General features: G+C 63.2%; 10 protein-coding genes and 2 pseudogenes. 7 read left to right on the forward strand and 5 right to left on the reverse strand.

The genetic code is table 11. From position 1 onward, the window contains the following. Window positions 1-110 precede the first annotated feature (110 nt). A complete protein-coding gene (locus ADT71_RS26180) occupies window positions 111-404 on the forward strand; it encodes an integration host factor subunit alpha (protein WP_054441643.1) in 294 nt (97 codons plus the stop codon). Between the two features lie 29 nt (window positions 405-433). After that, a complete protein-coding gene (locus ADT71_RS26185) occupies window positions 434-874 on the forward strand; it encodes a MerR family transcriptional regulator (protein WP_054441644.1) in 441 nt (146 codons plus the stop codon). 18 nt (window positions 875-892) lie between these two features. Here the strand turns inward: ADT71_RS26185 and ADT71_RS26190 are convergent, their stop codons facing one another. Further along, window positions 893-1,438, reverse strand: a complete 546-nt coding sequence (locus ADT71_RS26190) for a histidine phosphatase family protein (protein ID WP_054441646.1) — start codon at window positions 1,436-1,438, stop codon at window positions 893-895. Window positions 1,439-1,467: 29 nt separating this feature from the next. Further along, a pseudogene (locus tag ADT71_RS26195) lies at window positions 1,468-4,186 on the reverse strand (ATP-dependent DNA helicase). 325 nt (window positions 4,187-4,511) lie between these two features. On the opposite strand from ADT71_RS26195, the gene ADT71_RS26205 reads away from it, so the two are divergent. The 4 genes from ADT71_RS26205 (at window position 4,512) to ADT71_RS26220 (ending at window position 7,758) form a co-directional block, all read left to right on the forward strand. Further along, the gene (locus ADT71_RS26205) at window positions 4,512-5,135 is read left to right on the forward strand and encodes a PadR family transcriptional regulator (RefSeq protein ID WP_082370566.1); all 624 of its coding nucleotides are present in this window, start codon (window positions 4,512-4,514) and stop codon (window positions 5,133-5,135) included. Next, entirely contained in the window at window positions 5,132-5,425 is a 294-nt protein-coding gene (locus ADT71_RS26210) for a DUF2218 domain-containing protein (protein WP_054441652.1), read from the forward strand. The genes ADT71_RS26205 and ADT71_RS26210 overlap by 4 nt, the downstream gene beginning before the upstream one ends. A 177-nt stretch (window positions 5,426-5,602) precedes the next feature. Beyond that, entirely contained in the window at window positions 5,603-7,207 is a 1,605-nt protein-coding gene (locus ADT71_RS26215) for a lysine--tRNA ligase (RefSeq protein WP_054441654.1), read from the forward strand. A 20-nt stretch (window positions 7,208-7,227) separates the two neighbouring features. Continuing rightward, on the forward strand, window positions 7,228-7,758 hold the full coding sequence (locus tag ADT71_RS26220; protein WP_054441657.1) for a DUF1003 domain-containing protein: 531 nt from the start codon (window positions 7,228-7,230) through the stop codon (window positions 7,756-7,758). 31 nt (window positions 7,759-7,789) lie between these two features. On the opposite strand, the gene ADT71_RS26225 is transcribed toward ADT71_RS26220, so the two are convergent. The 3 genes and pseudogenes from ADT71_RS26225 to ettA form a co-directional block, all read right to left on the reverse strand. Further along, window positions 7,790-8,455 (reverse strand): 2OG-Fe(II) oxygenase, encoded by a 666-nt coding sequence (locus ADT71_RS26225; RefSeq protein WP_054441659.1) that lies wholly within the window; start codon window positions 8,453-8,455, stop codon window positions 7,790-7,792. Between the two features lie 124 nt (window positions 8,456-8,579). After that, window positions 8,580-9,593, reverse strand: a complete 1,014-nt coding sequence (locus ADT71_RS26230; protein WP_054441661.1) for an RcnB family protein — start codon at window positions 9,591-9,593, stop codon at window positions 8,580-8,582. A gap of 208 nt (window positions 9,594-9,801) precedes the next feature. Next, window positions 9,802-11,480, reverse strand: a pseudogene (gene ettA / locus ADT71_RS26235) (energy-dependent translational throttle protein EttA). Between the two features lie 270 nt (window positions 11,481-11,750). Here ettA and ADT71_RS34530 point away from each other — a divergent pair. Next, complete coding sequence (locus tag ADT71_RS34530; protein ID WP_231636206.1) at window positions 11,751-12,125, forward strand: hypothetical protein; 375 nt, start codon at window positions 11,751-11,753, stop codon at window positions 12,123-12,125. Window positions 12,126-12,134: the final 9 nt, after the last annotated feature.

Below are 12,134 nucleotides of genomic sequence, written 5' to 3' on the forward strand. Positions count from 1 at the left end.
TTGCTCCGGTATGGGGGAGTGCCCGCAATTGCTGCGTGCGGCATTGCTTTTCCCGCATTTTTTCATATTATCTTCGTGGGGGTTTGTCGCACGGAGGGGATGCGGGACTGATGCGTTCCACGGACACACTGACGAGGGCGGAGATCGCTGAAGCCATCCACAGGAAGCTTGGACTGTCCAGGTCCGAGTCGCTTGCGATGGTCGAAGCGATATTGCAACACATGTCGGAGGCCCTCGCCGAGGGCGAAAACGTTAAGATTTCCGGGTTCGGAACTTTTCTCTTGCGCGATAAGGGCGAGCGGATCGGACGTAATCCGAAAACCGGGGTCGAAGTGCCTATCACGCCGCGCCGGGTCATGACTTTCCGGGCAAGCCAGATGCTGAAGGACCGCATTACTGGCTGATTGCGGCCAGGAATGCGGAGATTTTAGCCATGGCAGCAAGTGAAGCGGGCGGCGAAACCGGTTCCGGATTCGACCCTTTTGGCTTTGACGATGGCAAGGCGCCTGATGCGCTGCGCACGATCGGCGAGGTGACCAAGGCGTTGGGCATCCGGCAACATGTCCTGCGCTACTGGGAAGAGCAGTTTCCGTCGCTTCAACCCATCAAGCGTAGCGGCAATCGTCGCTATTATCGGCGCGAGGATGTCGTGCTGATCGCGGCGATCGACCGGCTGGTCAATCGTGAGGGTTATACCTTGCGCGGCGCCCGGATGGCGCTTGAAGAGCAGCCGGCCACGGGCTTGGCCACGGCGTCCATTTCGGTCGGCGTCGACCCTTCCACGAATCCGAAGCCTGTAGAAGCTATCGACGCTTTCGAAAACGCGCTGCACCAAATTCGCGAGCGATTGGCCCAGGCCCTCGTCGAGGTGTGAGGCGGGCTTGCCCGCTATTCAGAATTGAATGTCCGGTCCCAGTTCGGGGTCTAGATCCCGGGGACGGGTCAGGTGGGCGAGGCGCCCGATGCCTTCGCGGATCTGGTCCCAGGAATCGATGTCCAGTTCCAACACCGCATATGCAGCGGTGGGAAACTTTTCTTCGACCACATCGCGCATCGGACTGCTGCCGTCATCCGGCACGAGGTCGAAGATCAGATCTTCCAGTCCGGGGTTGTGGCCAACGAGCATGATCGAACGCGGGTCACCCGTCTGTTCGCGCAGCAAGTCTATCAGCGTTGCCGAACTTGCAAGGTAGATGCGGCGGTCCCAGGTGATGGGCGGCATCTCACCTGCAGCTTCGCCTGCGAGTTCGATCGTCTGCGTGACGCGGACGGCAGGCGATGCGAGGACGCGGTTCCAGCCTATTGCATGATCCCGGATGTGCAATCCCATCAAGGCCGCGCCTTTTCGCCCGCGCTTGTTCAGCGGGCGATCGAAATCCCGCAGGCGGGCGTCGTGCCAGTCGGACTTGGCATGTCTGAAGATTCCGAGAGTTTTCATCGAGTAGTTCGGTTCACACTAGTTCGGGGTCAAACGGAAGGTCGGGCCGCATCGCTCTGCTTTTCGCTTTCTCCTGAAACATTCCAGGCGACGCGATGCAAGGCTTCCTCCAGCGAAATTCGAAGCACCGGCGTTCCTTCAGGGAAAGCGCTCAGCAATCGCGAGGGGAAGGCTGAGGAGAGGACGACGAAATGCCCGCGATCGCCGCGACTGCGGATCAGGCGTCCAAAAGCCTGCGCCAGTTTTGCGCGGATCAGGCTGTCGTCATAGGCGGAGCCGCCGCCGGCAACGCGCCGGGCACGGTGCAGGATGGTGGGGCGCGGCCAGGGCACTTGCTCCATCACCACCAGTCGCAGCGATTCGCCCGGCACGTCCACGCCGTCGCGCAAGGCATCGGTGCCAAGCAGGGATGCGGCCGGATCGTCGCGGAAGATATCCACCAGCGTGCCGGTGTCGATGGGGTCGACGTGCTGCGCATAGAGAGGCAGGCCGCGCGGCGAGCCGGTCGGCAATGCGGCCATGGACGGCGCGTAAACGGCGGATGGCGGTGAACAGGCCGAGTGCGCCTCCACCTGCCGCTTCGATCAGCCGCGCGTAGGCGCCGGCGAGCGCGGGAATATCGCCGCGAGGCACATCGTTGACGATGAGGACTTCGGCCTGTGCAGCATAGTCGAAGGGGCTGAGATGTTCCGAAAGCTTCGGGGCAACGTCGATATGACGGACGCCCGAGCGCGCGATGGCCTTGTCCCAGTTCTCGCCGTCACGCAGGGTTGCCGAGGTCATCACGACGCCGTGTGCCGGTTCGAGAACGACGCTGGCGAAAGGCTTCATCGGATCGAGCCAGTGACGGTGGATGCCGACATCGTATTCGCGCGCTTCCGAACGATCGAGCGCCAGCCAGTCCACAAATTCGGGATCGGCGGGGCCGGCGAGTCTGCCGAGCATCGCTTCCCAGGCCAGAAGGATATCCACACGCCAGCCGAGCGATTGCCGGGCTCCTTCGATGCGCGCTCGGCCGGGACCGTCAAGCCAGTCGGGCCCATCTTCCATCAGCGCTTCCAGCCTCAGGCCGAGACGGACGAGAGGTTGACGTAGTTCGCCCAGGGCCTCGCGTGCGGCTTCCGCGATCTCGACGAAGGCGCCGTCCAGTCCGGCTGCCTCGGTTTCGAGTCCGTAGCCGGCTTCCTGTCCGCCGCTCTCGTCGCGGGCGTAGACGGTTGCGCGCACGGCGGCGAGCAGTTCTTCGATCGGGCCGGAGGGCGCGCCTTCGGTGAGGCGCTGCATCCAGCCATCGCCGGGAAGCGCTTCGGCCGCGGCGCGGGCGGCGTTGATCGCCTTTGCGCCCGCTTCGTCATAGCTGGCGACATCGGCGAGCCGGGCGGAGAGGCCGCGCCGTCGTCCCCGCGAGGCTTTTTCCGGCCCGATTACCCAGCGGCGAAGTTCGATCGCCTCGGCGCCGGTGAGCGCGGCGGCGAACGTTGAATCGGCGGCGTCGAAGACATGATGGCCTTCGTCGAAGACGATCCGGGTCGGCCGGGCAGCGTGGTCGCGGCCGCGCGCGGCGTTGATCATGACGAGTGCATGATTGCCGATCACGAGGTCGGCCCCGGCGCTGGCCCGTGCGGCACGCTCGATGAAGCACTTCCGGTAGTGCGGGCAGCCGGCATAGACGCATTCGCCGCGCCGGTCGGTGAGGGCTGTGATGCCGCGTTGACGGAACAGGGTACCGAGCCAGCCCGGCAGGTCCCCGCCGATCATGTCGCCGTCCTGTGTATAGGCCGCCCAGCGCGCGACGAGTTGCGCCATGATTGCCGCGCGCCCGGCGAAGCCGCCCTGCAGGGCATCCTCGAGATTGAGCAGGCAGAGATAGTTCTCGCGGCCCTTGCGAACGACGACGGGCTGGCTGCCGTCCGCGCGCCGTTCCGGCCATGCGCGGCGGCTCTCCTTGCGGAGCTGGCGTTGCAGTGCCTTGGTGTACGTGGAAACCCAAGTGGTGCCGCCGGACAATTCGCTCCATAGCGAAGAGGGGGCCAGATAGCCGAGCGTCTTGCCGATTCCGGTACCTGCCTGCGCGAGCAGGACGTGCGGGCGTCCGGAGGATTGGCGCGGGGCAAATGCAGCCGCGGCTTCTGCGGCATAGGCCTGCTGGGTGGGGCGCTGCTCCGCGCCGCTGCCCGTCAGCCGCGCCAGGCGCTGGAGTACTTCATCTTTTTCCAGCGTAATCTGCCGGGGTTGTGGAAGTTCGGGGCTTTCCTCCCATTCGGGCAGGCGCGTGAACAGCCAGCGTTCGGCGCGTTCGGGACGAGCGATGCGCGATTCCAGCAGCTTCGACCATGGCCAGCGCATGCGGACGAGCGATTGTAGCAACGTCCATGCCCCTTCCCGTTCGGGCCAGGTCGGGCTCTCGCAAATGGCGAGCAGGGCGCCGGCGGCTTCCTGAAGCAGGCGCGGGACGTCGGCATCGTCTTTCGGGATTTCGAGATCGAGCGCCTGGCCGAGACCCTTGGGCGTCGGCACGACGAAACGCGCAGGATGCACGAAGGCGTAGAGTTCGAGCAGGTCGAGGCCGGACAGGTCGGGATAGCCCAGTCGCGTGGCGACCAGGGGAGCGTTGAGGATCAGCAGCGGCGTGTCTGCCGCCGCCATCACCGATTCGCCCTTCGAGACAGGCCGGGTGTTGCCGGACCCGTCGCGAAGCCACGAGCCGCCGTGGCTGGCATGGAGTGCGGGAAGGGGCAGGGCGGCCATGCCGATCGTCTTAGGCAAGCTGCGGACAAAAGGGAAACCTTGCGAAGCCGGCTATCGTCGAAAACCGCAGTGTCGGAACAAAAAATACATCAAGATACATTTTAGGCTCTTGCGAATTTCCCTTTAAGATATATTTTGAGGCCATCATGAATTGGAAAGAAATCGAAATGAGAGATATGCATTCTCACAAGCGCGGCAGGGGCCGCGATCATGGCCATGGCATCGAGCGTGGTGAGGGCCGTTGCAGCCGTCGCGGGCATCATCGCGAGCACTATTCTTCGGACGAGTTCGCACTGCGCGGCATGCGTGGCGCGGCGGGTTCGGAATGGGCCGAGGGCCCGATGGCGACAGCTTTGGCGAAGGTTTCGGCGGCGGATTTCCCGGCGGCCGGGGACGCGGGCGTGGCGGCCGGGGCGAAGGCTTTGGCGGATTTGGCGGCGGTTTCGGCGGCGGATTTGGAGGGGGTCCGGGTGGTGGACGCCGCAAACGGTTGTTCGATCAGGCCGAACTCCAGATCCTGCTGCTAGCCTTGATCGCCGAGACGCCGCGCCATGGCTATGACCTGATCCGCGAGATCGAAGGGCTGTCGGGTGGAGATTATGCGCCCAGTCCGGGCGTCGTTTACCCTGCGCTCACTTACATGGAGGAATCCGGGCTGATCGCGCCGGCTAGCGGTGAAACCTCCCGCAAGTCCTATGAAGCAACCGAGCAGGGCAAGGCCCAGGCAGAAGCGGATGCCGATAAGGCGGTTGCATTGAAGGCACGGCTTTCGGCTCTTGCCGAAGCGCGCGAGAAGGTTGATCCCGCTCCGGTGCGCCGGGCGATGCATGCGCTGAAAATCGCGATGTTCGACCGGCTCTCGAAAGATGGCGCCAATCGGGATGTCATCCTGCAGATCGCAGATGCACTCGACGAGGCCACTCGCAAGATCGAAAGGATCGAGGGATGAACAGCATCGCTACCCGTGTCGCGACCGAAAGCGGTGGCAAATACGTCCGTCAGCTTTGCAAGCACTGGAGCCATAAGCTCCAGACCGAAGTGGATGGTGATACCGGAACCGTGACCTTTCCTTCCGCCGTGGCCGTCATGGCTGCGGACGAGGGCGGTATCGCGATCACCATTACCGGTGAGAAGCGCGAGGATGTAGAGGGCCTGACCGACGTGGTCGCCCGCCACATCGATCGCTTTGCTTTCCGTGAGGCCCCGCTCGCCTACGACTGGCAGTGGCAGGAAGCTTGAGTTCTCGCGTCATCCCGGACCTGATCTTCCATTGCCGACGATTGGAGATGCTTCGCTGCGAGCGATGAGTCTCTTTGAGAGCGGCCTTCGATCAGGTTCGGGATGAGGGCACTTTCGAGGGCGAGGCGCATGCCTTCTTGCTTGCGAAATGCGCGCTTTTCGCCAAAGAGCGCTGCCATGACTGAAAACGCCCTGATTGAAGCCGCACGCGTGTCCAAGGCCTGGCCCTTCCAGGAGGCCCAGAAGCTCCTCAAGCGTTATCCGAACGGCAAACCCGGCGATGCGCCGATGCTGTTCGAGACCGGCTACGGTCCGTCGGGCCTTCCGCATATCGGCACTTTCCAGGAAGTCCTGCGTACTACGCTCGTCCGCCGTGCCTACGAAGCGCTGACGGGCGGAGCGCCGACCCGTCTTGTCGCCTTTTCGGACGACATGGACGGCCTTCGCAAGGTCCCCGACAATATCCCGAACGGGGAAGTGCTCGCCGCCAACCTCGGCAAGCCGCTTAGCCGCATACCCGATCCATTCGGCACGCACGAAAGCTTCGCGCATCACAACAACGCGATGCTGCGCGACTTCCTCGATCGCTTCGGCTTCGATTACGAGTTCGTCTCGGCCAGCGATCGCTACAACTCCGGCGAATTCGACGCAGCGCTGACGCGCGTGCTCGAATGCAACCAGGCGATCCTCGATGTCATGCTGCCGACGCTGCGCGAGGAGCGCCGCAAGACCTATTCGCCCGTGCTGCCGGTTTCGCCCACCAGTGGTGTTGTGCTCCAGGTCCCGGTCGAAGTGCTCGATTCCGCCACCGGCCTGATCCGTTTTACGGACGAGGATGGCACCGTCGTCGAGCAGTCCGTATTCGGAGGAAAGGCCAAGCTCCAGTGGAAGGTCGACTGGGCCATGCGTTGGTATGCGCTGGGTGTCGATTACGAGATGTGCGGCAAGGACTTGACCGACTCGGTGACCCAGTCCGGCAAGATCGTGCAGATTCTGGGCGGTCGTAAGCCGGAGGGGCTGATCTACGAGCTGTTCCTCGACGAGAATGGCGAGAAGATTTCGAAGTCGAAGGGCAACGGTCTCACCATCGAGCAGTGGCTGACTTATGGCACGGAGGAGTCGCTGGGCTTCTACCTGTTCCGTGAGCCCAAGAGCGCCAAGCAACTTCATGTCGGGGTGATCCCCAAGGCTGTCGACGAGTATTGGCAGTTCCGCGGCAATCTGGCCGGTCAGGCGCTCGACAAGCAACTCGGCAATCCCGTGTGGCACCTGCTGCGCGCGAATGGTGAAGATGCAGGTGCCGGCGACACTGTGCCGGTGACGTTCTCGTTGCTGCTCAACCTCGTCGGGGTTCTCGGCGCGGAGGCGACTGCAGAGCAGGTCTGGTCCTATCTCGGCAACTATGTCGCCGATGCCACGCCCGAGGCGCACCCGGAACTGGGGGAGATGGTCCGCGCCGCGCTCGCCACCAATCATGACTTCATTGCACCTACCCTGAAGCGCCGTGCGCCGACTGCGAACGAGGCCGAAGCGCTGAAGGTGCTGGACGCCGAACTGGAGAAGGCCGGCTCGGAAGCGACCGCAGAAGCGCTTCAGAACGTGGTCTACGAGATCGGCAAGAACGAGACCTATCAGTTCGAGACGCTGCGTGACTGGTTCAAGGCGCTTTACGAAACGCTGCTCGGTTCTTCGCAGGGGCCGCGCATGGGCAGCTTCATTGCCCTTTACGGCGTGCCTGAAACGCGCAAACTGATCGCGGAGGCCCTTTCGGCCGCTGGCTGAACGGAAAGATCGGGGCCTGAATGCACAAGAACCCCAAGACGCCCGAGGAACTCGCCGAAGAGCTGCTAGGGCGTCGGTTCGATGATCTCGACAGGGAGGACCGGGAGGTCCTCGACCGCATTGCGACCGGCAGTATCGTTGGCCCCAATGCCGATGAGCTGGCCGCGCTTCATGCAACCCGCGCGGACCGGCTGGCCGACCGGGTGGCGGCGGTCGGCGGAAGCTGGGGCTTCATCATCGCTTTCGGCGTGGTGCTGTTCGGCTGGATGCTGCTGAACAGCACGATCCTTCAGGCGATCGGAATCAAGCCCTTCGACGCCTACCCCTACATTTTCCTGAACCTGATGCTTTCGATGCTGGCCGCCATCCAGGCGCCTGTCATCATGATGAGTCAGAACCGGCAGGCCGACAAGGATCGGATCACCGCGCGGCACGACTATGAGGTCAATCTGCGCACGCAGCTTGAGATCATCCGGCTGCACCGGCGTTTCGATCATCTCATGGAGTATCTGGAGGCTCGCCGCTCGGCCGAAGACGGCGAGGAGTGTTAGGTCTTTAACTCATGACCCGGTGCCATCGCGTTCAGGACCAGCAACGCGCGCGGAACCACTTCGTGACGACATACTTTACGCCGCGCACCACGGGCCGCGCGGCATGCATGGTCAGGGGGTTGGGAGTACCGTCAGGCAGGGCATTGTTCCAGATCAGGAGCGTTCCCGCGATCGGTTGAACCTTGAGGCCGAGGTGGACGAAGTCCGTCATCCCGCCTTCGTCCACGGTGTTGAGATAGATCATCGCCGTCCAGCTTCGCTGTCCGCCATTACGCTTTTCGCGCGGCCAGTAGTGCGCGCTCGTGTCGAACCAGTCCCAATGCTCGTGGTAGAACTCGCCTCGATTGTAGCGCTGACCCTGCGCGGATTCGCCGCAGGCGCGATCGATCCCGGTGAGTTCGCTCAGTTTCGTGTCGAGTGCGCGGACGACAAGGTCGTTCGGATCGATGTCGCCCGAAAAACTCGTGCGGTAGCCTTCCCAATCCTTTTCTTCGGCCAGGAGGGAAGGGCAGGCGACAGCGTCTATCAGGCCGATGAGATGGGAGCAGTGCACCGGCGAGAGGAATTGCTCGGCCGTGTAGATTTCCGCCCCTTCCACCGGAACGCGCCTTATCGCCGGGCTCTCGGACAATCGCCCGCGCACGCTGCTGCCTATCCTCGTCAGGGTTTCGCTGTCCGGATGGATGGTTTTCTGCATGAAGGCAGGCAGACTACGCGCGCGGGCGGGGTCAATCAATTGCTGCTATTCACAAAGTTGTGGCTGAATTGCTGGGCTCAAGAAAAACGCCCCCGGATCATGCGATCCGGGGGCATCAGGGATTCTACCAGAAGAAGTCGTAGATCACGTCGACCACTTCGCCGGAATAGGTATCTACCAGCAGTACGTCGTCGTAATAGCGGACCCAGCGATAAGGGCCGTAGACCGGCGGCAAACGGTAGGACCACGGATCGTCCAGCCAGTAGTTGCTGCCATAGAACATCGAGCCCAGGGTAAAGCCAATGCTCAGGCGGCGGTACGAATAGCCTCGATAGGGCGCATAGTAACCGCCGATATGATAGGCCGAGCGATTGCGGTCGCGGTAGCGCTGCCAGTCGTAACGGTTGTCGCGGCGCCAGTTATCGCGATCCCAGCGGTGGTTGTCGCCATTGGACCAACGACGATCGTTGTCCCGGCGATCCTTGCCCCATGCGTTGCGGTCGGGACGATTGTCCTTGCCATTCCAGGCGGGCCGATCGTCCGGCCGGTCGTTCCCCGGACGGGTGCCCGGACGGCCATCCGGGCGCCCATCGGGGCGATCACGGCCATTGCCAGCGTTCCAGCGCCGATCGTCGTCGCGGCGGTCGGCATCGCCGCGGTCAATATTGCCCTTGGCTCTTTGCCAGGCGCTAGGGGTGCCGTTTCCTTGCCAGCGGTTGCCGGATTTCCAATTCGGCTGCTGATCGGGGCGCTGCTGACCCTGCTGCGGAGGGCGGGCGTTCGACCAGGAGCGATCCCCTTGCTGCTGGGGGACGGGACGGGCCTGCTGCTGGCGCTGATCGTTTCCGCGCCATGCGGACTGGGCCTGAGGGCGCTCGGGCGCCTGCGGGCGTGCCATGTCGGGCCGGGCCTGCTGCATCTGCGGGCGCGGGGCTTCGGGGCGCGGTGCGGGGCGAGACGCGCCGCCGTTTCCGCTGGGGCGTTCTCCACCGCTGCGCTCCTGCCGGGGCGCGCGATCCTGGCGGGGCTCCGCCATTGTGGCTGCGGGAAGGGCCAGGCCTGCTACAGCAATCGCCATTGCGCCGATCGCGCCCGCAGAGAGAAGCCTGCTCGCCTTCAGAGTATGTTCCTTTTTCATTTTTCCGGTCTCCAAACCGGATTTGCCGCCCGGCGATGGCGGTTCATCCTGAGTGTATTCCTATATGAGATGCGCTGTCGCAGAGGTGAACCGTGGTAATGCCTTCTGTTCATCTTCAGTGCTACCGAAATGAACAAGCCGCCGCCCCGGAGTTTCCGGAGCGACGGCTCATGTTCTTCCGCCGAAGCTGTTCAGCGAAGTGCCGAAATCAGCGCGTCAGCTTCTTGTAGGCGAGGCGGGTCGGGCGATCCGCGGCGTCGCCAAGGCGGCGGCGCTTGTCTTCTTCATAGGCCTCGAAGTTGCCTTCGAACCATTCGACGTGGCTGTCGCCCTCGAACGCGAGGATGTGCGTGGCGAGACGGTCAAGGAAGAAGCGGTCGTGGCTGATGACCACGGCGCAACCGGCGAAGTTCTCGATCGCTTCCTCGAGCGCACCGAGCGTTTCGACGTCGAGGTCGTTGGTCGGTTCGTCGAGCAGGAGGACGTTGCCGCCCAGCTTCAGCATCTTGGCCATGTGGACGCGGTTGCGTTCACACCCGAGAGCTTGCCGACGTTCTTCTGCTGGTCGGCGCCCTTGAAGTTGAACGCGCCCACATAGGCGCGGGTCGACATGTCGTGGCCGTTGACCTTCATGTAGTCGAGCCCGTCGGAGATTTCCTCCCAGACGTTCTTCTTGGGGTCGAGGTGGTCGCGGCTCTGGTCGACGAAGCCGAGGTGCACGGTCGAACCGATGTCGATCGAACCCTCGTCCGGGGTTTCCTTGCCGGTGAGCAGCTTGAACAGGGTCGACTTGCCGGCGCCGTTCGGGCCGATCACGCCGACGATGCCGCCCGGCGGCAGGATGAACGAAAGGTTCTCGAACAGCAGCTTGTCGCCGTAAGCCTTCGAGATATCCTTGACCTCGATGACCTTGCCGCCAAGTCGCTCGGGCACCTGGATGACGATCTGCGCCTTGCCGGGCTTGCGGCCGGACTGGGCTTCCTGGAGCTGCTCGAACTTGCGGATACGCGCCTTGGACTTGGTCTGGCGGGCCGCAGGCGTCTGCCGCATCCACTCCAGTTCGTCCTTGAGCGCCTTCTGGCGGCCGGATTCCTCGCGGTCCTCCTGCTCCATGCGCTTGGACTTCTTCTCGAGGTAGGTCGAGTAGTTGCCCTCGTAAGGGAAGTACTTTCCGCGGTCGAGTTCGAGGATCCAGTCAACGACGTGGTCAAGGAAGTAGCGGTCGTGGGTGATCATCAGCACCGCGCCCGCGTATTCCTTGAGGTGGTTTTCCAGCCATTCGACGGATTCTGCGTCGAGGTGGTTGGTCGGTTCGTCAAGCAGCAGGATCGAGGGCTTCTGGATCAGCAGGCGGGTCAGCGCGACGCGGCGCTTTTCACCGCCCGAGAGCTTGTCCACCGGCCAGTCGCCCGGCGGGCAACGCAGTGCTTCCATGGCGATTTCAAGCTGGTTGTCGAGCGTCCAGCCGTCAACCGCATCGATCTTGCCCTGAAGGTCGCCCATCTCTTCCATCAGGGCGTCGAAGTCCGCGTCTTCCGGCGGATCGGCCATGAGGTTCGAGATCTCGTTGAAGCGGTCGACGAGGTCGGCGGTTTCGCGTGCGCCGTCCTTGACGTTCTCAAGCACGCTCTTGCTTGTATCGAGCTCCGGTTCCTGCTCGAGGTAGCCGACGGTGATGTTCTCGCCCGCCCAGGCTTCGCCCGTGTAATCGGTGTCGATGCCGGCCATGATCTTGATCAGGGTCGACTTGCCTGCGCCGTTCGGGCCGACGATGCCGATCTTGGCACCCTGGTAGAACTGCAGGTTGATGTCGGACAGCACCGGCTTGGGGGCGCCGGTGAAGGTCTTGGTCATGCCCTTCATGACGAAGGCGTATTGGGCAGCCATCGGTTTCCTCTGGAAATAGGATCTGGATCTGAAAAGTTGCGCTCGCTCTACAGGTGCGAGGCCCCGTTGCCAAGGGCAGGGCCGGACGCCCGGAGCGTGTGGCGCGCCAGTTTACACGGAACGTCCGAAATGTGTCGTGCCGCCGGATTTTCAAGTGGCCGCCATCTGCTGAAAACAGCAGGAAATGCCGGTCGGCCACGACAGGAGGGTGTGAACTTCGGGCAAACGGGAATGTGAAGGGCCATTGGAAGCGGGTTTCGCGGAGAGAGAATGGTCTCGATCCTCTCAGAATTGCGCCGGGTAGGAAAGCGGCCGGCCAGGCCGAGGGCGACAAAGGGGCTTGATCGCAAAGCCGGCAGCGGGCAGGGCCTTGCCCCCCCCTATCCGATCCCCGACGGAGAAAAAATGCAGAAATTACTAAAGGTTGTCACCGTGTTTGTGGTTGCCGGAGCGGTGATGTTCGGTGGCCGCTGGTACATGTATGTCGCTCAGGGCGATACGCCTTACGATGAAGTCGGCATCGCGCTGAACGGCTATGCCCCCTCGCCGCTACGCAGTTGGGGATGCCACAAGATGCAGGCACGCTTCCCGGGCCAGTTGCCGCCCTATGGCTGCGGCACCCCCGATGGCCGCAACTGGCTGTAGCAGGAACCA

It is taken from the genome of Novosphingobium sp. ST904, assembly GCF_001298105.1.
Lineage (GTDB): Bacteria > Pseudomonadota > Alphaproteobacteria > Sphingomonadales > Sphingomonadaceae > Novosphingobium.